A 24,743-nucleotide genomic window follows, 5' to 3' on the forward strand; every position below is an offset into this window, starting at 1 on the left:
CTGGTACCGGGGAAGGGCAGCGCTCTCAGCCGTACCGGCGCAGGTCGTGGAAGAAGTTGTCGATGAGGCCGAGGTTTCCCGCGGCGGCCGTCCCGTCGTAGACGTACTTGCCGACGGCGAGGTCCAGGACGCCGAGGCCGAACGGCGAGAAGACGATCGGCCGGTCGGGCGGCGGGGCGGCCCGGCCGAGCATCACGTCGTTCAGTGTGCCGTTCAGGAAGTCCCGGTTCCCGGTGCGCTGTTCGACCAGGTGCGGGGAGGTGTCCGCCTTCAGGCAGTGCTCGACGTCGTCGACGAAGTTCGCCGAAGCCAGCAGGACTTCCGGGGCGAGGTCGCGCAACGAGACGTGCAGGACCAGGGGGTTGTGGGCGAACAGCGACGCGTCGGTCACGTGCGGCCGGCCCGCGACCGTGGCGAAGACGACCAGGTCGCTGGAGCGGATCAGGTCCGCCGCGTTGTCGTGGACGGTGACCTCGGCGTCCGTCCCGCTCTGCCGCAGGTAGTCGCAGAACCCGGCGGCGCTGTCGGCGGCCAGGTCGTGCACCCCGACCGTCTCGAACTCCCAGCCGGTGCCCGCGAGGAAGGTGTGGATGTAGCGGGCGATCAGACCGGTGCCGAAGAACCCGACGCGGGTCGGGCGCGGCCGGTTGCGGCTGAACCAGTCGGCGGCCAGCGCGGCGGACGCGGCCGTCCGGGTCGCGCTGATGATGGAGCTCTCCAGACAGGCGAACGGGTAGCCCGTCGTGGGGTCGTTGAGGATCAGCACCGCCGACGCGCGGGGGAGCCCCGACCGGACGTTGTCCGGGAAGCTGGAGATCCACTTCATGCCGTCGACCGCCACGGACCCGCCGACCGAGGCGGGCAGCGCGATGATCCGCGAGCTGGGCCGGTCGGGGAACCGCAGGAAGTAGGACGGCGGGTTCACCGAGTCCCCGGCCCCGTGCAACCGGTAGGTCGCCTCGACCAGGTCCACGATCTCCTTCTCGCGCCCGGTGAGGGCCTTCTGCACCTGCTCACCGGAGATCACCGCGAACGTCGGCGAAGCCGGGTCGGGTGCGGTGGGCCGCGTGGTGCTGGGCAACAGATCGGTCATCGCTCGCTCGCCTCCGGGTTCGTGGCACCGGCTTCCAGTCGGCGCGGCTCGGCCATGCCGACCAGCACCTGCCTGTCCCCGGTGTAGGGCTCCCTGCTGTGCGCGGTGCGCACGTTGTCGACCAGCAGCAGGTCACCGGCCTGCCACGGCTCGCGCCGGGTGTGCTTCTCGTACGTCGCGTTGAGCAGCTCGACGATGTCCTCGCCGATCGGAGTGCCGTCCCCGAAGCAGGTGTTGAACGGCAGGCCGTCCGCGCCGTAGATGTCCACCAGGTACTCGCGCACCTCGGGGGCGAGCGTCCACTCGTTCAGGAAGGCGATCTGGTTGAACCAGCACGCCTCACCCGTCACCGGGTGCCGGACCACGGCCGGACGCCGCTGCGCCGTCCGCAGGGAACCGTCCGGCTGCCAGATGAAGTCGATGCCGTGCGCCCGGCAGTAGCTCTCCACCCCGGCGCGGTCGGCGGTCCCGAACGACTCCTCCAGGGACGCCCCGATCTCGTCGTTGTACGACCGGGTGAGCAGCCAGCCCGCCCGCTCGAAGCGCTCCCGCACCTCGGGGGGCAGCTCCCGCAGCACCTCCGTCGCGTCCGCGACCGCAGTCGCCCCGCCGTCCTCGGGCGCGGTCACGCAGGCGAACAGCATCAGACCGGGCGGCTCCTGCGTGTAACTCAGCTCGTGGTGCATGCACATGGGCTGGTTGGCGGGCCACGTCGTGGACTCGTAGACCCCGGAGCCGTAGGTCTCGCGCGGTGCGAAGGACTCCCGCTCGGTCATCAGGCCACCGGTCAGCGCGGTGAACACGGCACCGACCTGCTCAGGGTCCCGCAGTCCCAGGCCCCGGACCAGCAGGGACCCGTGCTCGGCGACCTGGGCGCGCAGCGTCTCGCGGTACCGCGCCGCCCAGGCGGGCACGTCGGCCGGGGTGTCGATGCGGGCCACCGGCGGTCTGCCCGGCCGCAGCTCCACATCGAGCTGGGCCGACAGGGATGAGGTCGACATCTCGGATTTCCTTTCGGTCGCCCGTCACGGGGCTGGGAGAGGGTCAGGAGGAGGCCAGCGGTTCGGCGGCGGCCAGTACGGCCTTCGCCGCCTCGGTGGGGCGCAGGCGCGGGAAGTAGTGCCCGCCGTCGGGGAGTTCGTGCAGGTCCACGCGATGGGCCAGCAGCAGCCAGTCCCGGTGGGCCCCGGTGTACCCGGCCGTGTACGGGTCGTCGGCGGCCACCACCACCGACACCGGGGCCGACAGCCGCGGCGCCGGTGGGTTCTCCAGCGCGTCGCAGAAGTACCGGTGCGCGGAGAGGCAGTCGTGCCGGTACGCGGCGCCGACCCGCTCCGCGTGCCGCGCGGTCAGCTCCGCCAGCTCGACATAACCACCTTCGTCGGCCAGCCGCGCGGCGATCTCGGCGTCGCTGCGGACCGACAGCGCCTCCACGGCGGCGTGCCGCTCGGCGGCGGTGCCGATCAGCTGCGCGCCGAGGAACAGCCGCGCCACCTCCACCCCGCGCTCCTGGAGCCTGCGGGCCGTCTCCACGGCCGGTGCGGCGCCCGACGAGTGGCCCCACAGCATGACCCGCGTCAGACCGCGGGCCGTGATCTCCGCCGCGACCCGTTCCGCCACCTCGGTGATGGAGCCGAACGGCTCCTGCCGCCCGGCCAGGTCGTGCCCCGGCAGGTCCACCGCGAGCACCGACATCCCGCCGCCCGCCAGCGCGCTGGCCATCGGCTGGAAGTTGACCGCGTTGCCGCCCGCGTACGGGAAGCACACGAGCGCGCACTCCGGCCTCCCGGCGGCCTCCGCCAGCGGCTGGAGCAGCTCCGCGCTCTGCCCGGCCGCGCCGTCCAGCAGGGCGGCCAGGTCGGCGAGGACCGGGTTGCGGGTGATGTCCTTCAGGGACACCGCGCGGTCCAGCGCGATGGTCAGCTTCACCGCCGTCAGGGAGGTGCCGCCGGAGTCGAAGAAGTGGTCGTCGCGGCCGATCCGCTCCTCGGGCACGCCGAGCAGCACCGCCCAGGCGGCCGCGAGCCTCCGCTCGGCCGGAGTACGCGGCGCCCGGTCCCCGGCGCCGTCCGCCGCCGCGGGGGTGGCCCGCTCGGTCAGCGCGGTGAGCGCCTTCCGGTCGATCTTGCCGTTGGCCGTCAGCGGCAGCGCCGACCGCCAGTGGAAGTGGGCGGGCACCATGTACTCCGGCAGTCCGGCACCGAGCGCCTCGCGCAGCACCTCCACGGGCAGCTCGCGCCCCGCGTAGAAGGCGGCCAACTGCTTGCCCTGTCCGCCCCGTTCGGCCACGACGACCGCGCCGTCCCGCACCCCGGGGACCCGCAGCAGGGTGTTCTCGATCTCGCCGATCTCGATGCGGAAGCCCCGGATCTTGACCTGGTTGTCCCGGCGCCCCAGGAACTCCAGCTTGCCGCCGGGATGCCAGCGCCCCCAGTCACCGCCCAGGTACAGCCGCTCACCCGGCCGGAACGGGTCCTCCCGGTACGCCTCACGCGTCCGCTCGGGATCATTGACGTACCCCCGGCCCACACAGACCCCGGAGAAGGCGATCAGCCCCGGCGCGCCCAGCGGCACCAGTTCGAGGCGCTCGTCCACGACCAGGACGCGCACGTTGTTCACCGCACGCCCCAGCAGGACGCGCTCGCACGCCCCGTCGATGATCTCGTGGTTGGTGTCGTCCGACGTCTCGGTCAGGCCATAGGCGTTGACCAGCCTGATGCCGGGCTGCACGGCGAACCAGCGCTGCGTCAGCTCCGGTTTGAGCGCCTCACCGGTCACGGACACGAAGCGCAGGTCCGGGAAGTCGCGCGGATGCCGCTCCAGGTAGGAGACCAGGACCTCCAGATAGGAGGGCACGAGCTGGGCGACGCCGACCCGGCCGCCCACCAGCGTGTCGGCGAACCGCTCCACGTCCATCAGCACGTCCTGCTCCACCAGCAGCGTCCGCCCGCCCACCAGCAGCCCGGAGATCAGCTGCCACAGCGAGATGTCGAAGCACTGCGGTGCCGTCTGCGCCACCACCCCGCCCTCGCCGACCCCCAGGTCGTCGATCTTGGCGAAGAGATGGTTGAGCATCCCCGCGTGCTCGCACATCGCCCCCTTCGGCTCGCCGGTGGAGCCGGAGGTGAAGTAGATGTAGGCCAACTGCCCGGCGTCCACCGCGACCCCGAGGTCGTCGTCGGCGTGGCCCTCCGCGTACGCGTCCCCGATCAGCAGCCGCTCGGTGCCGGGCACGTCGGCCAGCGCCTGGTCGAGCGTGCCGGTGCTGCCCGACTCGGTCAGCACCAGTCGGCACCCGGCCCGGGAGAGGGTCGCGGCGATACGGCCGGGCGGGAAGTGCGGCTCGATCGGCAGGTAGACGCCGCCCGCCTTGAACACGGCCAGCGTCGCGGCCGGCCAGTCGAGATTTCGCTCGGTGACCACGGCCACCACGTCCTCGCGGCCCACCCCGCGCGCCACCAGCGCCCGCGCCAGCCGGTTGGCCCGGCTGTTCAGCTCGCCGTACGTCCACTCCCGGCCGCCGTGCACCGCCGCCACCGCGTCCGGGTGCTGCCGTACGCGCTGTTCGAACAGTTCGTGCGCCCTCGCGTCCGGCAGCTCCCGCGCGGGACCGGCCAGGCCCTCCAGCTGCTCCTGCCGCTCCTGGTCCGACAGCAGGCTCCGAGCCATGTGCTCCGCGGCGGGGTCGGCCGCCATCAGCTCCAACGCCCGCAGGTGGTACCCGGCGATCCGGTCCGCGCTCGCGGTGTCCAGGACGTCCGTCCGGTAACTCAGCACCAGGCGCCCTTCGTCCTCGGACCAGTGCACCCGCAGGACGTGGTCACCGGCCAGCGGCTCCGGGGGACCGCACACCACCTCGTACGACGGTTCCGTCACGCCCAGTTCGCGCCGCAGGTCCGCCAGGGGGAAGTCCCGGTGCTCCAGCACCTGTTCGTGCGCGCGCCGGGCCTCCGCGAGCAGTTCGCGCCAGGTGCCGGGGGAGACGGTGAGGCGGCAGGGCAGGGGCTCGCCGTCCGCGTCCGCCGCGTACCCCGTCACCACGTCCTGCTCGCCGGAGAGGACGGACAGCACCTTGGCGTGGGCGGCCAGCAGCAGCGCGTCCGCCGGAACCCCGAGCCGTCGTACCGACTCGCCCACGGACCCGGGCACCGGCACCTCGTGCTCGGCGGTACCGGCGACCGGCACCTCGGCCCAGCGCGGTACCGCGGTGAATCCGCCGGCGGTCAGCACGCCGCTCCAGAACTCCCGGTCCGCCTGCACACGCGTTCCCATCGGATGCTCCCTCAATTCACGGACGCCGCGGCGGCGCTGTCGACGGACGGTGGGGTCCTGCGGCCGGTACCGGCGGGCAGGACCGCGGCCTCCGGCATCTCCACGGCGGGGTTGCCGCCCCAGCGCGCGTGCGCGGGGACCTCCTCGCCCTTCATGAGGAATGAGTCCGGCGCCAGCCGCGCGCCGTCGCCCATCGTCACGCCGTAGTGCACGTGCGAGCCGACGCCCAGGGTGCAGCCCGCACCGAGCGTGCTGGTGTCGGACTTGAAGGTGCCGTCCTCCTGCGAGTGGCACTGGACCTTGCTCCCGGCGTTCAGGGTGCAGTCGTCACCGATGACGGCGAGCGTGCGGTCCGTCATGTAGCAGCCGTCGTCGAACACCCTGCGGCCGACGCGGACACCCATCAGGCGCCAGACGAGGGCCTTGAAGGGGGTGCCGTTGTAGATGTTCAGATGCCGGTCCGGCACCTTCCACAGGCGCTCCTGCGCCCAGAACGCCGGGTCGTAGATGGAGCACAGCATGGGGCGCAGGCGGCGGAAGCGGGTGAGGCAGCGCTCCAGCAGCACGTAGTAGAGCGTCGACAGAGCCAGCGTCAGCGCCATGTAGGTCGCGATCACCACGTGCCCGAGCACGCCGTACAGCTCCACCGTGGCCAGCGCCAGCATGGTGAGCACGAGGACGTGCAGCCAGCGCACGAAGAGCATGAAGGCCATCGAGCGCAGGTTGAAACGATTCTTCGCGGAGAGCCGCCGGTGCAGCGTCTCCCCGGTCCTGAGGTCGTCGAACCGGGCGTCCCGCTCCACCGACCTGGGGATCTCGAAGCACGGCGAGCCGAGCAGCCCGACGCCCTCGCGGATCTCCCCGTCGAGCGGCACCATCACCTTCGTCGCCAGCAGGCAGTTGTCGCCGGTCCGGCCGCCGATGGGGTAGGCGATGTTGTTGCCCAGGAAGTTGCGCGCCCCGATCGTCGCCCGGGACACCCGGAACGACGTGGCCGAGTAGTCCGCGTTGATCACGGAGAGCCCGTCGGCCACCATCGTCCCGCTGCCCACCGTGACGTGCAGCGGGCTCTCGTGCTGCACCTCGGTGCCGAAGTTCGACCCGGTCTGCTCGACGTGGGAGAGGTCGTACCCGATGCCGCGCAGGTAGTTGACGATGTACGAGCTGTCCCCGAAGAGCCAGGCGAAGAACTTGATGTTCGTCATCCGTGCCGTCGCCCGGTGGACCGCGTACCGGAATCCGTAGAGCGGGAACACCCGGTCCGGCGGGACCACCAGGTCCAGCAGGCGGGGCAGGGTGCACAGCAGGGCGAGGCCCAGGACCACGAAGCCGGTGAACAGGATCAGGGAGAGGACCACCGCGTCGGTCGTCAGCTCCGTCAGGGGCAGCGCCGTCTCGGGGTCGAGCCGTCTGCGGACCGCGGGCACCGCGTTGAACAGGATGTACAGGCCGCCCACGCCCAGCGGGATGTACAGCAGGAACAACTGGAGCAGCGAGCCGAGTCCGAACCAGATCCGGCGGGCGGTGCCGCACCGGGCGGGCGCGACCCGCAGATAGTCCACGTCGGTCGGCTGCGCGGGGGAGCCGTGCCGGTGCTCGCCGTCCGGGACGGCCTGGCCGGTGTGCAGCGACGAGGAGTGGCCGAGCTGGGCGCCGTCCCCCATCGAGGTGTCGATGTCCAGGACGGTCTTCTCCCCGATGTACACGTCCCGGCCGAGGCTGATCCGGCCGGTCTGGATACGCCCGGCGTGCGCCCGGTAGCCGAGGAAGAACGAGTCCTTGCGGATGACCGTGCCGGAACCGATCGTCAGCAGGTCCGTGCAGACCGGTACGGAGTGGGAGAGGATCGTCACCCCCTTGCCGATCCGCGCGCCCAGCGCCCGCAGATAGAACACGTACAGGGGGTTGCCGATGAAGAGGATCATCGGGTTCGCGTGCAGCAGCGCCTTGACGACCCAGAAGCGCAGGTAGGAGAGGCCCCACACAGGGAATTCACCGGGTTTCCAGCGCCCGACGAGCAGCCATTTGGCGACGACGGGAAAAGCGCACAGGACCACGAATCCGATGCCGCCGAACAGCAGGGACCGCAGATAGACGTCCACCACACCGGAACCGTCGGCGACCCATTCGTATCCGCCCGCCGTGGCGAAACCGGCGACCAGTGAATATCCCAGGAAGATCAGCAACTGGGCCGTGCCGCACAGCGTGTGGGAAAGCGTGCTCGCGCGGGTCACCGGTTCCGGCGGCAGCACGAGCGCGGCGGGGGAGAGAGAGGCCGGGGAATCGGCCGGAGCCGGGGCGGACTCCGCGAGAGCCGCCGCCAGGGCGCTGATCGTGGGATACCGGTAGATGTCCTTCATGGACGGGGACGGGAGATCCTCCCGCTTCCGGACCCGTGCGCAGAACTGCGCCATGACCAGGGAATTGGCACCGAGGCCGTCGAAGAAGTGCGCGTCGGCCGGAACGTTCTCCACACCCATGACATCGGCCAGCGCATCAGCCAGCCGCGCTTCGGTCTGCCCCACCGCCGGGCCCGCACCGCGCGGCTCGACGAGGGTGTGCTCGTCCGTTCCTTCTATATGGACGTCCGAGGACTGTTCCACCATGTGATCTCCTGGAGAACGTCTGGATCGATCGCTGAGAACGTCTGGATCGCTTTTCGGCCACGTGCTCTTCTCTGATCACGAACTGCCGCTTCAGTTTCGGCCCGCCGCCGTCAGGCTGCCACTTCGAATCGATCAACCCGCGAGCCGGAAAGACCCCGGCAGGCCCGTGGTTTCTGGGCAGCCGCAGGTGAGCGGCACATCCGGGATCACCTGTTTGGCGGACCTCTGTGTCCCCGGCGCCGGTGGCGGAGCGCCTCGCGGTGTCGGATGCTGGACTGGCCGGATTCCGTCGTCACGCATTGCCCTGCCTGCGTACGCCGCAGGCCGCTCACCGGGAGAGGCCATGGATTACACCGCCGTCGCCAAGCACGATCTGAAGACCGAGCCGCAGTACATCGACGCGCCGATGACCGCCGCGGCCGCGTTCCTGGTGCTGACCATCAATGACGGCGAAGAGGCCATGGACAAGGCGCGGTCGGTGGTGGCGAGCATCGAGGACCTGGTCAAGGACATCAAGATCCAGGTGAACACCGGGATCTTCACCTGCAATCTCGGAATCTCGCACCACGCCTGGGAACCGCTGACCCGGAAACCGATGCCGAAGGAACTCAAGCCCTTCCAGGAGATCCGCGGCGCCCAGCACACCGCGGTCGCGACCGAAGGTGATCTCCTTTACCATATCCGCGCCGATTCGGTGGACCTGGTCGTCGAATTCGAGAAGATCCTCCTTGAGGCATTCGGTGATTCCGTGACCGCCGTGGACGATGTCACCGGATTCCGTTACTACAACGGCCGCGACCTCCTGGAATTCGTGGACGGCACCGCCAACCCGATCGGCCTCTCCCTGCCGGCGGCCACTCTGGTCGGCGAGGAGGACCCGGCGTACGCGGGCGGCAGCTACGTCGTCATCCAGAAGTACCTGCACGACCTCAAGGACTGGCGCGCCCAGACCACCGAGACGCAGGAACAGATCATGGGACGCACCAAGTTCGACAACATCGAACTCCCCGACGCGACCGAGGGCCAGAAGTCCCACAAGACCCTGTGCACCATCCAGGACGCCGAGGGCGAGCACGACATCCTCCGCGACAACATGCCCTTCGCCACCCCGGGAAAGGGCGAGTACGGCACCTACTTCATCGGCTACTCCCGGCACCTGTGGGTCACCGAGAAGATGCTGGAGCGCATGTTCATCGGCGACCCGCCGCCCCTGCACGACCGCATCCTCGACTACTCAAGGGCGGTCACCGGAGTCACCTTCTTCTGCCCCGCCCGGAAGTTCCTCGTCGACCTCGCGGACTGAGCCGCGCGAGGTCCACGGACTGAATCCGGTGGGCCTGGACAGTCGCAGGGGTGAGGCGACTTTCTGGGAGGAAGCATGACGCTGGTCAAAGCGGGCGTGGTGGTGCTCGACTGTGCCGAACCGGAGAAACTGGCCGCGTTCTACCAGGAGTTGCTGGACGGCGAACAGACCCTCGCCTCCGCCAACCTGGTGCAGATCCGGGGTGCGGACGGCTTCCGCATCGCCTTCCGCCGCGATGTGAACGCCACGCCCCCGAGCTGGCCCCGCCCGGAGAACTCCCTCCAGGCCCATGTCGAGTTCATGGTGGACGACCTGGACGCGGTCGAGCGGCGCATCATCTCGCTCGGCGGCCGTCCCATCGAGACCCGGGACGCGGTGGGCCCGGACGAGGAGCGCGGCTACTCCGACCCGTCGGGCCACTCCTTCACCGTGCGGCTGGCCCCGCCGACCTCACCCAAGCAGGGCTGACCACGCACGAAGACCGGGGGTGGCGGGCATCGAATCGGCCCGCCACCCCCGGTCTTCGTGTGCTCAGTCCCGGCCGCCCTTGTCGGCCACCGGCCACACGCCCGTCGTCCGCTCGATGGCCTTGGCCCCGGTACGGTCCACGGCGCTGCGCACGACCGCGAAGATCGCGCCCTGCACGGCCGCCGCGAGCAGCACCTCGCCCCAGCCGCGGTCGCGGTCCAGGGCGTCGGGGGCGTCCTCCTCGTGCCGTATGGCCATCCACGCCTTGCGGAAGGCCAGTCCGGCCAGCGCGCCGCCTGCCCAGCTCATCGCGAAGCCGACCGGCTTGTAGGTGAGCGCGAGTTTTTTCTTGGTCTTGTTCTTCGCCATGTCGTGCTTCTTCCTCGTCAGGCCGTCCTCATGCAGGCAGACCTCGTGGTCCCACCCGCTCGTGCGGCGCCACGGGCCCCGGCGGGGTGCCGTCGCCGAACGGCTGGCCGCCCAACTCCTCGCGGTGGTGCGGGCTCAGCCAGCCGGAGAGGTCGGGGCCGAGCGGCACGATCCCGGTCGGATTGATACCGGAGTGCACCTGGTAGTAGTGCCGCTTGATGTGGTCGAAGTCGACCGTGTCCCCGAACCCCGGCGTCTGGAACAGGTCCCGCGCGTACGCCCACAGCACCGGGTTCTCCGTCAGCTTCCACAGATTGCACTTGAAGTGCCCGTGGTAGACCGGGTCGAAGCGGACCAGCGTGGTGAACAGCCGGATGTCCGCCTCGGTGATGGTGTCCCCGACCAGATAGCGCTGTCCCGCCAGCCGTTCGGCCAGCGACTCCAGCCGCCGGAACACCCCGGCGCACGCCTGCTCGTACTCCTCCTGGTCCGAGGCGAACCCGGCCCGGTACACCCCGTTGTTGACGTCCTCGTAGACCTCCGCCATCACCTCGTCGATCTCGTCCCGGAGGTGCTCGGGGTAGAGGTCCGGGGCGCCCTCGCGGTGGAATTCGGTCCACTCCGTCGCGAGGTCGAGGGTGAGCTGCTGGTAGTCGTTGGTGACCAGTTCGCCGCTGGGCACGTCCACGATCGCGGGCACGCTCACCCCGCCGGGCGCCCCCGGCTCCCGCTTCTCGTACGCCTCGGCCAGGTACCGGATGCCGAGCACCGGGTCCCGGCCGCCGGGGTCCAGGGTGAACCGCCAGCTCCGGTCGTCCTGGACCGGGTCGGTGACCGCCATGGGCAGCGCCCGCTCCAGCCCGAGCAGACGGCGCGAGATCACCGCCCGGCTGGCCCACGGGCAGGCCCGAGAGACCACCAGCCGGTACCGCCCGGACTCCACCGGCCAGCCGTCCCGTCCGTCGGCGGTGATCCGGTCCGCGAAATGGCTCCGGGACCGCTTGAACTTCTTGTGGCCCAAGGCGCTGTTGCCGTCGCCACCCATGTCGCCTCCTCGTCGCACGGCTGGCACCGCGCGCTGTTCCCTGCCGGGCCCGCCGCCCGCTCCGGCGCGACGGGCCCGTTCCGTTCCGCCTGACGCGTTCCCCCTTTTCGGGCGGGGACCCGCGCCGGAGCGCTCAGCGGTCCTGGGACACCCGCAGCAGGTCGGCGAAGGTGCCGCCCGCGTGCACGAGATCGTCGTACGTGCCCTGCTCGGTGATCCGGCCCTGGTCCATGACGACGATCCGGTCCGCGATCCGGGTGTTCTCCAGGCGGTGGGTGATGACGATGGTGATCCGGTCGGCGGAGATCGCCTTGATGTGCTCGAAGATGGCGTGCTCGCCGTGCGGGTCCATCTGGGACGTGGGCTCGTCCAGGATCAGCAGCGGCGGACGGCGGTACAGCGCGCGGGAACACGCGAGCCGCTGCCACTGGCCCCCGGACAGCTCGGTGCCGCCGAAGATCTCACGGGCGAGCAGCGTGTCCAGCCCGGCGGGCAGCTCCGCCACCGAGTCCCGCATACCGACGGCCTCCACCGCGTCCCACACCGGGCCGTCGTCATGGCTGCGGGGCTGGCCGAGGGTGACGTTCTCCCGGACCCGGAGCGGCCACTGCGCGAAGATCTGCGGCACCAGACCGGTGTTGTCCCAGACGGTCGCCGGATCGGCGGTCGCGAGATCGGTGCCGTTCCACACCACCCGGCCCTTGTCCGCCAGGTAGATGCCGGTGATCAGCCGGGTCAGGGTGCTCTTGCCGGAGCCGTTCACCCCCACGACCGCCAGGATGTCGCCGCGCCGCAGCGCCAGGGAGACCCCGTCCACGGCGGCCCGGTCCTTGCCCGGATACCGGTAGCTGACCTCCTCCAGCCGGATCTCCGCCACCGGTTCCTCGACGACCGCCCCTCCGCGCCTCGGGGCCCGCTCGGCGGCGTGGTCGAAGAACGCCTGCATGTCACCGAGGTAGAGGCTGGTGTGGAAGACCGCCGCGCCCTCCATGACCAGCTGGGACAGCGCGGACAGCGTGGTCTGCACCGCGACCACGGCGGTGGCGGCGACGGCCGGCGCGACCCGGCCGGTGACGGCCAGCCAGGCGAGCATCCCCCAGGTCGCGGTGAGGAACACGCCCCCGGCGAAGGAGGAGGACAGCGCGATCCGCAGCGTCCTCGGAGCGGCGGCGAGGGTGCGCCGGTCGACCCGCTCGGACAGGGCCCGGTACCAGTACAGGAGGTAGTCGGTCATGCCGTTGGCGCGGACCTCGTCGCCGTACTTCGGGGTCGTCGCCCACCAGCGGGTCATGCCCCGGACGTTGCGGTCCGCGATGTTGGCGTAGTGGATGTCGTAGTCCACCCGCGCGGTGAGGACGGCGCCGACGGCGGCCGGGGCGACGGCCAGCAGGAGCAGCGGCAGCACCAGCGGGTTGAGCACGGTGACGACGGTGCCCGCGGTGACCATCCTGATCAGGGCCGACGTGAAGCGCTGGGCGTCCATCACCATGACCTGCGTCCGCGTCACGCCCATCTCGGCGGCTTCCTGCCGGTCCGAGAAGCCGTCCACCGCGCAGGCGGCCGCCTCCACCCGGCAGACGGCCTCGACCAGGGTGGTGTCCGTGGCGGTCATCAGCCGGGGAGTGATCCGGCGCTCGGCGTAGCGGGCGACGGCCAGCGCGGTCCGGGCGACGGCGCTCGCGCAGGCGACGACGACCAGGGCGGGGAGGGCCGCGCGCAGCCGGTCCGCCATCGCGCCCGCACCGAGCAGCGGGGTCATCGCCCGGGCCGTGGCGGTGAGCAGGACGGCGGCCGACACACCGGTCGCCACCTGGCAGGCGAGGAGCAGCAGGACGGCGCGGCGGTCGATCGCCCAGGCCATGGCCGTGATCCGGCCCAGCACACGCGGGAGTTGGGCGCACAGGCTGCGGAAGCTCGCCTCGCCCAGCGGGTTGACGGAGTAGTGCCCGGAGTAGTTGATCTCCGCCGGTGCGGGCGGTGGGACGGTACGGGTGGAGGTGCTCAACTGCGCGTCTCCTCAGGTCGTGGAAGCCGGTGAAGGTGCGGCACCGGAGTCAACGAGAGGGAGACCTTTATCGAACACACGTGTTTCGGCCGCAGCGGAGTCCGCATCGAGGGGCGTCGTTCCGGGAGCCCCGGAAACACGTCGTAGGACTCACCGCGCCGGGCCTCGGCCCGGCCCTGGCCGAATCGCCACGGCCGATACGCGTGTGACGGATGGGTTCCGCTCAGCCCTTGAGGCGTGCGCGGTCGCCCATCACCACCATGGGGTGGTCGGCGGGGTCGAGCGTGCCCAGGAGGGTCTTGATGCCTGCCTCCGGGACGGTCACGCAGGCCGACGTGCCGTCACCGTGGTCCAGGTGCAGCCAGATGCCGCCGCCCTTCTCCACGCCCTCGGGGCGGTTCCAGTCGTAGGGCGGGGCGCCCTTGAGCCGGTTGTAGTTGATGGCGATGACGTAGTCGAAGTCGTGCGCGTGCGCCTCGTCGTCCGGGTCCGCCACCGAGGCCGCGTAGGCGTTGTCGTCGTACCAGTACGGCAGCTTGGTGCCCGGACTGCGCAGGGTGCCTCCGGCGTCGGTGAGGGAGAAGACGCCGACGGGACTGCGCTCGTCGTCGAGCTGATGGTCCGTCGTCCAGCCCCGGCGGCCGTTGTGCGAGGGCCAGCTCGCGGACTGCTTCCACTGGGCGCCCTGCTTCTCGTACAGCACGGCCAGGCCCTCGGCGGAGTCCCGGTCGTCGCCGTACACGACCACCAGCTGCCGGGTGTCGGCCGGGATCTGCCGGCCCATCCGCTCCCCGACGCCGGGGACGCCGGTCCCGGTCGCCGGGCGGGAGGAGCCGGACACGGCCGGGTTGCCGTTGCCCGCCGCGCCACCGGAGCGGGCCTTGCCGCCGGTGTCCGCGCAGGCCGTGGTCACCGCCAGCAGGGCACCGCAGACGACGGCCGCGGATATGGCGTGCCGGGCACCACCGCGCCGCGCGTATCGGGGACAGGACGGAGTGTCAGAGGAGTTCCGCATGATCAGAATCTTCCGGCGCGACCGGCAGGGCACGCATCCCGGACCGGCATCCGGCCTAAGCCGTTGCCGCTACGTTGCTCCCCATGACAGTCACCGGGACGGACATCACGGCGGACCTGATCCGGGATCTGCTGCGCGAGCAGTACCCCGACCTGGCGGACCGCCCCCTGAAGCTGGGCGCGCTCGGCTGGGACAACCAGGTGTGGCGGCTCGGCGACGACCTCGCCGTCCGCATGCCCTGGGCGACGGAGTCGGCGGACGCGCTGCTGCGCAAGGAGCACACCTGGCTGCCGCTCCTCGCGGAGGGGCTGCCCCTGCCGATCCCCGTCCCGCAGCGCCTCGGTGAACCCTCCGCACGCTTCCCGCGCCCCTGGCTCGTCACCACCTGGGTACCGGGCGAGCCCGCCGACCGCGCCCCCGCGACCCGCCCAGAGGAGGCGGCCGACACCCTGGCCGCCTTCCTGACCGCCTTTCACCGCCGCGCCCCCGACGAGGCACCGGTGGGCCGGGACCGAGGGGGCCGCCTGGCCGACACCGCCGAAGGCTTCACCGGCGCGCTCGCCCGGGCCGCCGAACTGGGCCTCGTCCACGACCCGGACGCCGTCCGCGCGGTCTGGGAGGACGCGGCGGCCGCGCCCGGCCGGACCGGCCCCCGGCTTTGGCTCCACGGCGACCTGCACCCCGCCAACATCCTCACCACCGACGGCACCTTCTGCGGTGTCATCGACTTCGGCGACCTCTTCGCCGGAGACCCCGCCTTCGACCTGGCCTCCGCCTGGCTGCTCCTCCCGGACGGCGCCATCGACCGCTTCCACGCCGCCTACCACCCGGCCCCGGACCCCGCGACGCTGCGCCGTGCCCGCGGCTGGGCGGTGCTCCGCGCCCTCTCCGGCATCCACATCGGCCACGCGGGCGACCAGGGCCGCCCCGGCGGCAAGCCGACGTGGGGGCCGCCGGGGCAGGCGGCACTGCGGCGGCTCACGGCGTCGGTCCGGTCCTGACGCGGAAGGTGTTCCGGTAGGCGCGGGGTGACACGCCGAGCGCCTCCCGGAAGTGCAGCCGCATCGCCGTGCCGGTGCCGTACCCCGCGTCGGCCGCGACCCGGTCCACCGGGTGGTCGGTGCGTTCGAGGAGGCGCCGCGCATGGTCGAGACGCCGCTCGGCCAGCCAGCGCATCGGCGTCGCACCGGTCTCCTGCCGGAAGCGGCGGCTGAGCGTGCGCACGCTGACACCGGCCCGCCGGGCGAGGTCGTCCAGGGTGAGCGGCTCGCCGAGGTGCTCCAGGGCGTAGGCGCGGGCGGCCGCGGTGGGGGAGGGGCCGGACTCCCGGGGCACCGGCCGTTCGATGTACTGCGCCTGCCCGCCCTCCCGGTGCGGCGGGACGACGGTGTCGCGGGCGACCGCGTTGGCCACCTCCACCCCGTGGTCGGCGCGGATCATGTGCAGGCACAGGTCGACCCCGGCGGCCACCCCGGCGGAGGTCAGCACCCCGTCGTCGTCGGTGTACAGCACGTCGGGGTCGACGTCGGTGTCCGGATACAGGGCGGCCAGCTCGGCGCAGGACTTCCAGTGCGTGGTGGCCCGCCGACCGTCGAGATGCCCGGCGGCGGCCAGCACGAACGCCCCGGTGCAGATCGACGCGAGCCGCGCCCCGCCGGGCACGAGGGCGAGCGCCCGCCGTACCTCGGGGTCGAGCCGCCCCCGCCGCTGCGGCCGGTAGTCCTCGACGGCGGCCGGGACGACGACGGTGTCCGCGTCCCGGAGGATCTCCGGGCCGTGCGGGACGTGGACGCCGATGTCCGTGTCGGTCGCCACCACGCCCGGCACGGTCGCACACGTACGCACCGTGTACAACGGCCGCCCCTCGGGATCGGTGGCGGTGGTGAACAGCCGGTGCACGATGCCGAGTTCCATCGGAATCAGTCCCGCACGCACCAGGACGACCACATGGTGTCGCTTCGCACCCTCCATGACCGGATTCTTTCACTCGCTGTCCAGGCGGCCAGTGGTGAGGGCGGTCGCGCACGACGAAGCATGGATCACCATGAGCGAGGCGATCCGAGTTCCCCGTCAGTCCGTCACCGGTCACCGCGCCTGGTGGGTCGCGGCCGTCACCGGCACCGCGATCGTCGTCGCGGGCGCCTGTTCCACGCTGCCCGGCATCCTCCAGGGCCCGCTGCGCCACGACTTCGGCTGGTCACGCGGCTCCATCGGGTGGGCGGTGTCGGTGAACATGGTCCTCTACGGCCTCACCGCCCCCTACGCGGCGGCGCTGTCGGACCGGTTCGGGGTACGGCGCGTGGTTGCGGCCGCCCTGCTGACGGTCGCCGCGGGGGCGGGGCTGACGACCATGATGACGGCCGCGTGGCAGTTCACCCTGCTCTGGGGGCTCCTGGTCGGGGCGGGTACGGGGGCGCTGTCGATGACGCTCGGCGCGGCGGTGACCGACCGCTGGTTCGCCCGGCACCAGGGCCTGGTCACGGGCCTGCTGTCCTCGGCGAGCGTGCTGGGCCAGATGGTGTTCCTGCCCGGACTGTCCTGGATCATCGACCACCACCGCTGGCGCCCCGCGCTCGGCACCCTCACGCTCGCCGCGCTCGCGGTGGTCCCGCTGGTGGCGCTCGTGCTGCGCGACCACCCCGCCGACCTCGGCCAACGCCCCTACGGAAGTGCGGTGTTCGTGGCCAGGCCCGCGCCGGTGCCCGGTGCGGCCCGGCGCACGCTGACGGTGCTGAGGGATGCCGCGCGGACGGCACCGTTCTGGCTGCTGGCGGGGGCGTTCGCCGTCTGCGGGGCGTCCACCAACGGCATCATGTGGAGCCACTTCGCCCCGGCCGCCCACGACCACGGCATGCCCGTGACCACCGCGTCGACGCTGCTCGCGGGCATCGGGGTGTTCAACGTGGCCGGGACGGTCGCCTCCGGTCGGCTCACCGACCGCGGGGACGCCCGCAGGCTCCTCGCCGTCTTCTTCACCCTGCGCGGGCTGCTGCTGCTCGTCCTCCCCCTGATCATGACGGCCACCGTGCGGGCGCCGATGCTGGCCTTCGTGGTCCTCTTCGGTCTCCTGGACCTGGCCACCGTCCCTCCGACCACCGCCCTGTGCCGCCTGCACTGGGGCGAGGACAGCGCCATCGTCTTCGGCTGGACCAACGCCGCCCACCAACTCGGCGCCGCCCTGGCCGCTTTCCTCGCCGGGGCGGCCCGCGACGCGTTCGGCACGTACGACCCGGTGTGGCTCGCCCTCGCGGCGGCCTGCGCGGCAGCGGCCCTGCTGTCCCTGGCGGTCGAGCAATGACCGCCTCGGTGGGGCACTGACCGCCCCGGTGGGGCAGACTGCCGCCGATGGACGACTACCCCACGATGCGCCAGAACCCCGCCCCGGACCTGTACGGACGTCTGCGCGTACGGTCCACCGACCTGGCGCCCGCCCGCTGGCTCGGCGAGCGCTTCGAGGGCCGTGACCACTCCCGCACGGTGGCCGGTGTCGTGGCGCCCGGGTTCGACGCGTACGTCAGGGTCCTGCATCCGGCCTGGCTGGACGAGCGGCCGGTGCGGTGGCGGGACGTGGCCGCCGCACATGGGCGGACGATGACGCCGAACGCCGACTGGCGTGAGGTGACCGGTCGGGACCGGTACGGCGCGGAGTACGGATTGCCCGGAGTCTGGGACGAGTACCCGGCGGAGGGGCCGACTCCGCCCGACATCGCCGAGGCGCTGATCCCCGTCCTGGCCCGGCACACCCGTACCGCCGACCAGTGCTGGTTCGGCCTGTGGGACGGGTACGGGCGGTGGGACTTCTCCCGCTTCCCCACCTTCGAGACCCCGTACCGGGACGAGGTGCTCCTCGAAGGGCCCCTCTCCTACGCCGTGTCGCCGGTGGCGTGGGACGAGTTCGCCGAGCTGCCCGACCTGTGGTGGCCGCGGGACCGCGCCTGGTGTCTGGGCGGGGACGTGGACCTGGTCAGCACCTATGTGGGCGGCGGCGAGGCGCTGATCGAGGAGTTGCTGGCCGACGGCGAGCTGGAGACGCACCGCGTGGCGGCGGGCGACCCGGTGCACTGACGGGCCGGTGCCGCGAACGGCACCGGCCCGGACGGCTCACACGTGCGGTCGGCGCCCGTGCTCCTGGCGCGGGAAGGTCTGGTCCGCTCCGGGCAGCGTCGGCTTCGGCAGCGTGGCCACCTCCTCCTTCGCCTTCTCCAGCTGCTCCGCCGTGTCGTCCGGCAGGCGCGGCGGGCGCGGGCGGCCGGAGCGGAACCGGAAGGCGCTGGTGAGGTCACCGAAGGTGTCGCGGCGCCAGTCGCTGATGTTGGGCTCCGCCACCCCGGTGAACTGCTCCAGGAACCGCAGCGCCGAGGTGTGGTCGAAGGCTTCCGAAGCGACCCAACCACCGACGGTCCAGGGCGAGATGACGATCGCCGGAACCCGGAAGCCACCCCCGATGGGCAACCCCTGCACGAACTCGTCCGGCGTCCCCGCGGCCGGCACCGGCGGCGGCACATGGTCGAACAGGCCGTCGTTCTCGTCGTAGTTGAGGATGAACGCGGTCTTGCGCCACACCTTCGGGTTGGACGCGATCGCCTCGATCTTCGACGCGACGAAGTCCGCGCCCGCCGCCGGGAGATAGTCCGGGTGCTCCGACTGGAAGCTGGTCGGCATGATCCAGGACACGGCCGGGAGCCGGTCGTTGCGGGCGTCGTCCTCGAAGGTGCCCTCGGGCTGCGGACGCACCCCGCGCTCGTACAGCTCGGAGCCGGGGGCGGCGTTCTTGAACGCGGCGAACTGCTCCAGCATGTTGCAGCCGTAGTCGTCGTCCTGCTGGTACACCTTCCAGCTGACCCCGGCCGCCTGGAGCCGCTCGGCGTAGGTGGTCCACTGGTACGGCTTGGGCGCCGCGTTCTTGATGACCGGGCCGCCCTTCGTGCCGCCGGGGTCGATCGAACCGGTCATCCACATCAGCCGGTTGGGCCAGGTCGGCCCGAACACCGAGCAGAAGTAGTTGTCGCAGATCGTGAACGTCTCCGCGAGCGCGAACTGGAACGGGATGTCCTCGCGCGTGTAATAGCCCATCACATAGGGGCCGTTTACGCCGTCGGCCGCGCGGTGGGCGGGCAGCCACTGGTCCATCCTGCCGTTGTTCCACGCCTGGTGCTGCACGGACCAGGCGTGGCTGGTGGAGGGGATGGCCTGGGCGCTGGAGGAGTGAGTGTCGAGGTGGAAGGGCAGCAGATAGCCCTTGGGGTTCACCGCGTCGGGCTGGTAGAAGACGCTGCGCCCGGTGTCCAGCTTCAGCGCGTGCGGGTCGGCGAAGCCGCGTACTCCGGAGAGCGTGCCGAAGTAGTGGTCGAACGACCGGTTCTCCTGCATCAGCAGGACGACATGCTCGATGTCGCGCAGCGAACCGCCCTTGGGCGGCTCGGCGGCGACGGCTTTCTGGACGCTCGGTGGAAGCAGGGACAGGGCCGCGGCGCCACCCATCACGCCGGCGGTCGATCCCAGGACTCTACGACGGGTCAACTCGGCCATGGTCGTCCCTTCTCGAGCGCGCGGAACGCGCTCCGGTGGAGTGTCGGTTCCACCCGGCGGAAGCCGGGCCGCCGCTCACTCTCCGCCCCTCCCGGCAGGACGCGTCAGGGGTGGGCGGTGAACAAGTGGCCAACGCGCGGGAACGGCTTGAACAGTCCATGACCCTCAATGCCTGTACGTTGCACGGGGGTTGCCGCGCGTTCAGGGGAGAGGGGCGGGGAGACGGGAAGGGCCCCCACCGCCGAAGCGGTGAGAGCCCCACGGTCCCGTCGCCTACAACTCCTTGATCCGGATGTCGCGGTACGAGATCACGTCCGACGTGCTGTGCACCTGGAGCCCGATGTAGCCCGTCGCGTAGCGTCGGCCATCGGTGCCGGGGTCACCCGCGCGGGGCGGGGTGAAGACCTGGCCGCCGACGTTGTCGAACTCGTTGATGACGACACCGTTGCGCAGGATCGTGAAGTGCTGGCCCTCCGCGCGGATCTCGTAGTCGTTCCAGGTGCCCTTCGGGGTGACCCCCGCGCCGCCCAGGCCCACCCGGTCGAAGCCGTAGACCGAGCCCGTCTTGTACATGTCGCCGGTGGGGCTGTCGAGGATCTGGATCTCGTGCCCGTAGTTGATGGCGACCCACTCGGGGCGGGACTCCTCGGGGTGGTTGTGGACGTTCGGGAACCGGATGAAGACACCGCCGTTGGCGTTGCCCGTGCCCGGCGCGTCGTCGCGGAACCGGAGCTTCAGCGAGAAGTCGCCGTACTTCCGCTCCGGGAACCACAGCATGCCCATGCCCGGCACGGTCGTGCTGCTGGTGATGGCGCCGTCGCCGGTCAGCGCGAACTTGCCGCCACCGACCTGCTCCCACTTGGCCAAAGACGCCGGGGTGCCGTCGAACAGGTCGCGGTACCCGGTGGTCTGGCCGGGCTTGCCGATCTTCGACTGCTTGGCGGCCTTGGTGATCTTGTCGAACTCGCGCTGATCGATGACCGAGTCCGCGAGGAGCCGGTCCAGCACGCCGTCGACGTGCTTGAGGAACAGCGCCTGCGACGACCAGTCCTTCTCGTCCTCGATCAGCTCGTTGATCGTACACCGGCTGCGGGTCAGCCGGTTCGGCACACCGGTGTCGACGGTGCCCACGATGACGGTGAGCCGCTCGTCGTACTCGGGGCAGTTCGGCGCCGGGACGCCGCCGCCCTGCGCGACGGTGAAGGTGACGCTCTTGGCCGCGGAGGTGTTCCCCGCCTTGTCCGTCGCCCGGTACGCCACCGTGTGGAAGCCGAGCCGGTCCACGACCACGGCGGCCGAGTACGCCAGGTACGGGCCGCCGTCGAGGGAGTACTCGACCCGGGCCACCCCGGACGCGGAGTCCGAGGCGTTGACGGTGACCTTGGCGCTCGTGACGTACGCGCCGTTCGCGTTCCTGGTGCCGTCGAGGGTCGCCGAGGTCTCGGGCGGGGTCGTGTCCTCGGCGGGCGGGGCGACGACCTTGAAGGCCACGGACTTCTCGGCGGCCGCGTTCCCCGCCTTGTCGGTGGCCCGGTAGCGCACGGTGTGCGACCCGACCTCGTGCACCATCACCGGAGCGGTGTACGCCTTCCAGGCACCGTCCGCGCCGACCGCGTACTCGATGGTGTTGACGCCCGACCCGGTGTCGGAGGCGGTCACGGTGACCGTGGCCATCGTCAGGTAGTCGCCGTTGGCGTCCTTCTCGCCGCTCACTGTCGCGGAGGTCTCCGGGGCGGTGGTGTCGTCCGTCGGCGGGGCGACCACGCTGAAGGTCACGGACTTCTCGGCGGCCACGTTGCCCGCCTGGTCGGTCGCGCGGTAGCGCACGGTGTGCGAGCCGACCTGGTCGACGACCACCGGCGCGGTGTACGCCTGCCACGGGCCGTCCGCGCCGACCGCGTACTCGATCGACTTCACGCCGGACGCGTCGTCCGTCGCGGACACCGTGACCTTGGCCGAGCCGACGTAGGCGCCGTCGGCGTTCCGCTGCCCGTCGACCTTCGCCGAGGCCGTCGGCGCCGTGGTGTCCTCGCCGCCGGGCTCGGTCACCGTCAGGATGCCCTGCATCTGGCTGTGACCGGGAATGCTGCAGAAGTAGCGGTACCGGCCGGGCGTCAGCGTCACGTTGACCGAGTGCTTGCCGCCGCTGTCGTCGCCGGGGTTGGCCAGGATGTTCACCGGTACGTCGTGGTTGTACTCGGGGTCCGACACGTCGAAGGTCAGCGTGTGCGGCATGCCGATGTCATTGCCGGTCGCGGTGCTGTTCTCGAAGACGAGGGTCGCCGCACCGGCCACCGCCGTCGTCGGGAAACTCGCGTACTGATCGGTGCGCGAACTCGTCGTCCACGTCAGCGTCTGCGCGGCCGCCGCCGCCCGGTCACGGTCGCGTCCGTACGCGGTCGTCGAGGTGAGCCCCAGCATCAGCAGCAGCGCGCCCAGCAGCGCGGTGTACAGGCGGAGAGGTCGATGTCTCACTGTGCCGCCTTCCTGGCCAGATCCTTCGCGGCGGGAGTCGCCTCGCCGCCGGTGTACGTCACGCGCCACAGCGCGGACTGGGAGTCGGAGGTGAAGAAGCCGCGGCCGTAGTCGAGGACGTAGAGCGAACCGTCCGGCGCGAACTTCCAGTCCATCAGGTTGCGGATACCGCCCTGCCCGACCGGGATGATCTTCTTCAGCGACTCCGCCGTGACCGGCAGGCCGCCCTTGCCGACCGTCTTCGGGTCGGTGAGCACCGCGTGGCGCGGGTTGTCCGCGTCGTAGAAGTCACCGACGAACCACTTGCCGTCCCAGTACCTCGGCCAGGCGTTCGGGCCCGCCGTCGCCGCGTCGTAGCGGTAGACCGGGCCGTCCATGGTGGCCTGGCCGCCGCCCTTGAGCCACGGCAGCAGGTAGGTGGCCTCCTCGTTCTTGTAGCTGGGCACGCCCGCCGCGTCGCGCGGGAAGTCGGGGGCGCCTCCTTGCGGGGAGTACCAGATGGTGTTGCCGGTGACGGGCGGCAGGTTCACCAGGCCGTCGTTGTTGGGGGACTCGTTCTTCGGCGCGTTGCAGTCGTACCAGCCCAGCGGCTTCGTCGGGTCCGGCAGGTTGCGGTCGCGGTAGGGCTGCTTGTTGCCCATGCAGAACGGCCAGCCGTGGTTGCCCGCCTTGGTGATCGCGGCGAACGTGTCGTACTTCGCCGGTCCCCAGGTGGTGCTCGGCGCGCCCGCGTCGGGGCCGACCCAGCCCGCGTAGAGGATGTCGGTCTGCTTGTCGACGGAGATCCGCGCCGGGTTCCGTACGCCCATCACATAGATCTCGCCACGCGTCTTGCCGCCGCCCTCGTCCTGCTCCTTGCCGGTGAAGAGGTTGCCCTCGGGCAGGGTGTACGTGCCGTCCGGCTCCGGGTGGACGCGCAGGATCTTGCCGTTGAGGTTGTGGGTGTTGCCCGCGGTGCGGCGCGCGTCGGCGAACGACAAACCCTCGTAGTTGGGCTGCGGGTTGTTGCCGGAGTAACCGTCGCTGAACCCGGACGAGTTGTTGTCACCGGTGGCGATGTACAGGTTGCCCTTGGAGTCCCAGGCCATCCCGCCGCCCGCGTGGCAGCAACTGTGCACCTGGACCGGCCACTTCAGCAGGACCTTCTCCGAGGCCAGGTCGAGCTTGTTCGTGGCGCGGTCCAGCGTGAAGCGGGAGACGCGGCGTTCGGCCACCTGCTTGTCGCGGTCCAGGCCGGAGTGCGGGGTGTAGTGCAGGTACACCCAGCCGTTGGACTCGAAGCCGGGGTCCAGCTCGATGCCGAGCAACCCTTCCTCGACCTTGATGAGTTCGTCGCCGCCGCCCTTGTTGCCGAAGACGGTCAGGGCGCCCGCGAGGGTCACCTTCTTCGTCGCGGGGTCGTAGATGTGGATCTGGCCGACACCCTTGCCGATGTCGGGGTTGTTCCAGTCGGTGACGACCGGGGCGCCGTTCACCCCGCCGCCCCGGCCGATGTACAGCACCCGTCCGTCGGGCGCCACGACCATGCCGTGCGGCTCGCCGATCTGGTCCTGCTGACCGGGCTGGTTCGGCTGGGTGACGCGCACCGCCGAGTAGTTGGCGTCGATGGTCGCCTTGCAGTCGGCGCGCGACAGCCGGGTGGTCCACAGCAGGGCGCCCCGCAGATGGTCGCGGAAGTCGGTCTCCGCGAACGACTCGACCGTGCCGCCCATCCCGGTGTAGAACGACCGGCCGCCGGAGTAGTCCCGGCACCAGGACACCGGGTGGTCCACCCCGTTGGCGCCGGTCCCCGGCCGGTAGCTGCTCTCGCGGACCTTGGCGACGGTGTGCACCTTGCCGGTCGGGTTGCTCGCCCAGTTGAACCACTGGTCGGGCCGCTTCCACTCCAGCGGCAGGTCCTTCGTGGCCGGATGACTCCGGTCGGGGATCTCGACGGTGGCCCGCTGCACGGCGGCCGGGCTGGAGCTCGCCGGACGGGCGCCGATCAGGCCGGTGAACCAGTCGGAGTACGGCTCCGTGCGGGCCGCGTCATGGATGCCGAGGAAGCCGCCGCCGGCCTTCAGATACGCCTCGAGACCGGCCTCCTGCTCGGGATCGAGGACGTCCCCGCCGCCGGTCAGGAAGACCACGGCGTTGAAGGTGCCCAGCCGCTTGTCGTCGGTGAAGACCGAGGCGTCGTCCGTCGCCACGGTCTTGAAGCGCTGATCGGCGGGACCGGTCAGACCGATGGACTCGACGGCCTCGATGCCCGCGTCGACGGTCGGTGACTCCTCGGTCGCCGAGGCGTGGAAGACGAGCACTTTCACGTTCTTGCCACCCGGCGGTGACGGCAGCGCCGACGCCTTCGGCTCCGGGTACGGACTGGCCGTGGCGGCGGTGCCGCCGCTCAGCAGGGATGCCGCCAGGGCTCCGGCCGCCAGGGCCGACGCCGCTGCCCGCCGGGATCTCGACCGGTGATGTGGTGCGCTCTTCATGGGTCACCCACCCTCCGTGGTCTCAGCAACAGCGCCAGAAGCTAGACGCCTTTCAATGACCCGCCAATAGCAACGGACGGAATCTCACC

The 24,743-nt window shown here is 71.2% G+C and carries 17 protein-coding genes; 5 read left to right on the plus strand and 12 right to left on the minus strand.

Going from position 1 to position 24,743, the window contains the following annotated elements; translation table 11 throughout:
- Positions 1 to 25: 25 nt before the first annotated feature.
- Genes sbnB through ACIPPM_RS21180 form a run of 4 tightly spaced genes read right to left on the minus strand, consistent with a single transcriptional unit; the run spans position 26 to position 7,971 of the window.
- A complete protein-coding gene (sbnB, locus tag ACIPPM_RS21165; protein WP_401449976.1) occupies positions 26 to 1,093 on the minus strand; it encodes a 2,3-diaminopropionate biosynthesis protein SbnB in 1,068 nt (355 codons plus the stop codon).
- Positions 1,090 to 2,094 (minus strand): TauD/TfdA family dioxygenase, encoded by a 1,005-nt coding sequence (locus tag ACIPPM_RS21170; protein ID WP_401449978.1) that lies wholly within the window; start codon positions 2,092 to 2,094, stop codon positions 1,090 to 1,092. The genes sbnB and ACIPPM_RS21170 overlap by 4 nt, the downstream gene beginning before the upstream one ends.
- 43 nt (positions 2,095 to 2,137) lie before the next feature.
- Complete coding sequence (locus ACIPPM_RS21175; RefSeq protein ID WP_401449981.1) at positions 2,138 to 5,365, minus strand: amino acid adenylation domain-containing protein; 3,228 nt, start codon at positions 5,363 to 5,365, stop codon at positions 2,138 to 2,140.
- 11 nt (positions 5,366 to 5,376) lie between these two features.
- Positions 5,377 to 7,971, minus strand: coding sequence for a Pls/PosA family non-ribosomal peptide synthetase (locus ACIPPM_RS21180; RefSeq protein ID WP_401449983.1), 2,595 nt, complete (start codon positions 7,969 to 7,971; stop codon positions 5,377 to 5,379).
- Between the two features lie 343 nt (positions 7,972 to 8,314).
- Here ACIPPM_RS21180 and ACIPPM_RS21185 point away from each other — a divergent pair, with 343 nt between their 5' ends.
- Together ACIPPM_RS21185 and ACIPPM_RS21190 are read left to right on the plus strand one after the other, a co-directional pair.
- Positions 8,315 to 9,274, plus strand: a complete 960-nt coding sequence (locus tag ACIPPM_RS21185; protein ID WP_401449984.1) for a Dyp-type peroxidase — start codon at positions 8,315 to 8,317, stop codon at positions 9,272 to 9,274.
- A 75-nt stretch (positions 9,275 to 9,349) separates the two neighbouring features.
- Positions 9,350 to 9,742, plus strand: a complete 393-nt coding sequence (locus ACIPPM_RS21190; RefSeq protein WP_401449987.1) for a VOC family protein — start codon at positions 9,350 to 9,352, stop codon at positions 9,740 to 9,742.
- A gap of 63 nt (positions 9,743 to 9,805) precedes the next feature.
- On the opposite strand, the gene ACIPPM_RS21195 is transcribed toward ACIPPM_RS21190, so the two are convergent.
- From ACIPPM_RS21195 to ACIPPM_RS21210, 4 genes are all read right to left on the minus strand, one after another.
- Positions 9,806 to 10,111: a DUF4235 domain-containing protein gene (locus ACIPPM_RS21195; protein ID WP_401449989.1), complete on the minus strand. Its 306-nt coding sequence runs from the start codon at positions 10,109 to 10,111 to the stop codon at positions 9,806 to 9,808.
- 28 nt (positions 10,112 to 10,139) lie between these two features.
- On the minus strand, positions 10,140 to 11,156 hold the full coding sequence (locus tag ACIPPM_RS21200; RefSeq protein ID WP_401449991.1) for a glutathione S-transferase family protein: 1,017 nt from the start codon (positions 11,154 to 11,156) through the stop codon (positions 10,140 to 10,142).
- A 133-nt stretch (positions 11,157 to 11,289) separates the two neighbouring features.
- A complete protein-coding gene (locus tag ACIPPM_RS21205; protein ID WP_401450156.1) occupies positions 11,290 to 13,017 on the minus strand; it encodes an ATP-binding cassette domain-containing protein in 1,728 nt (575 codons plus the stop codon).
- A gap of 367 nt (positions 13,018 to 13,384) precedes the next feature.
- On the minus strand, positions 13,385 to 14,176 hold the full coding sequence (locus ACIPPM_RS21210; RefSeq protein WP_401449993.1) for a hypothetical protein: 792 nt from the start codon (positions 14,174 to 14,176) through the stop codon (positions 13,385 to 13,387).
- Between the two features lie 83 nt (positions 14,177 to 14,259).
- Between ACIPPM_RS21210 and ACIPPM_RS21215 the strand changes: the two genes are divergently transcribed.
- The gene (locus tag ACIPPM_RS21215) at positions 14,260 to 15,177 is read left to right on the plus strand and encodes an aminoglycoside phosphotransferase family protein (protein WP_401449995.1); all 918 of its coding nucleotides are present in this window, start codon (positions 14,260 to 14,262) and stop codon (positions 15,175 to 15,177) included.
- Here the strand turns inward: ACIPPM_RS21215 and ACIPPM_RS21220 are convergent.
- The gene (locus tag ACIPPM_RS21220) at positions 15,155 to 16,147 is read right to left on the minus strand and encodes a GlxA family transcriptional regulator (RefSeq protein WP_401449997.1); all 993 of its coding nucleotides are present in this window, start codon (positions 16,145 to 16,147) and stop codon (positions 15,155 to 15,157) included. The genes ACIPPM_RS21215 and ACIPPM_RS21220 overlap by 23 nt on opposite strands.
- 73 nt (positions 16,148 to 16,220) lie before the next feature.
- On the opposite strand from ACIPPM_RS21220, the gene ACIPPM_RS21225 reads away from it, so the two are divergent.
- Both ACIPPM_RS21225 and ACIPPM_RS21230 read left to right on the plus strand, forming a co-directional pair.
- Entirely contained in the window at positions 16,221 to 17,474 is a 1,254-nt protein-coding gene (locus ACIPPM_RS21225; RefSeq protein WP_401449999.1) for an MFS transporter, read from the plus strand.
- Positions 17,475 to 17,521: 47 nt separating this feature from the next.
- Positions 17,522 to 18,241 (plus strand): hypothetical protein, encoded by a 720-nt coding sequence (locus ACIPPM_RS21230; protein ID WP_401450002.1) that lies wholly within the window; start codon positions 17,522 to 17,524, stop codon positions 18,239 to 18,241.
- 36 nt (positions 18,242 to 18,277) lie between these two features.
- Here the strand turns inward: ACIPPM_RS21230 and ACIPPM_RS21235 are convergent, their stop codons facing one another.
- The 3 genes from ACIPPM_RS21235 to ACIPPM_RS21245 all read right to left on the minus strand — a co-directional run bounded on the left by ACIPPM_RS21235 (position 18,278) and on the right by ACIPPM_RS21245 (position 24,654).
- Positions 18,278 to 19,705, minus strand: a complete 1,428-nt coding sequence (locus tag ACIPPM_RS21235; protein WP_401450004.1) for an alkaline phosphatase family protein — start codon at positions 19,703 to 19,705, stop codon at positions 18,278 to 18,280.
- Between the two features lie 273 nt (positions 19,706 to 19,978).
- Positions 19,979 to 22,126, minus strand: a complete 2,148-nt coding sequence (locus ACIPPM_RS21240) for an OmpL47-type beta-barrel domain-containing protein (protein WP_401450158.1) — start codon at positions 22,124 to 22,126, stop codon at positions 19,979 to 19,981.
- A gap of 50 nt (positions 22,127 to 22,176) precedes the next feature.
- Complete coding sequence (locus tag ACIPPM_RS21245; protein WP_401450006.1) at positions 22,177 to 24,654, minus strand: ThuA domain-containing protein; 2,478 nt, start codon at positions 24,652 to 24,654, stop codon at positions 22,177 to 22,179.
- Positions 24,655 to 24,743 lie beyond the last annotated feature (89 nt).

This window comes from Streptomyces sp. NPDC090119 (assembly GCF_044747085.1).
Taxonomy (GTDB): domain Bacteria; phylum Actinomycetota; class Actinomycetes; order Streptomycetales; family Streptomycetaceae; genus Streptomyces.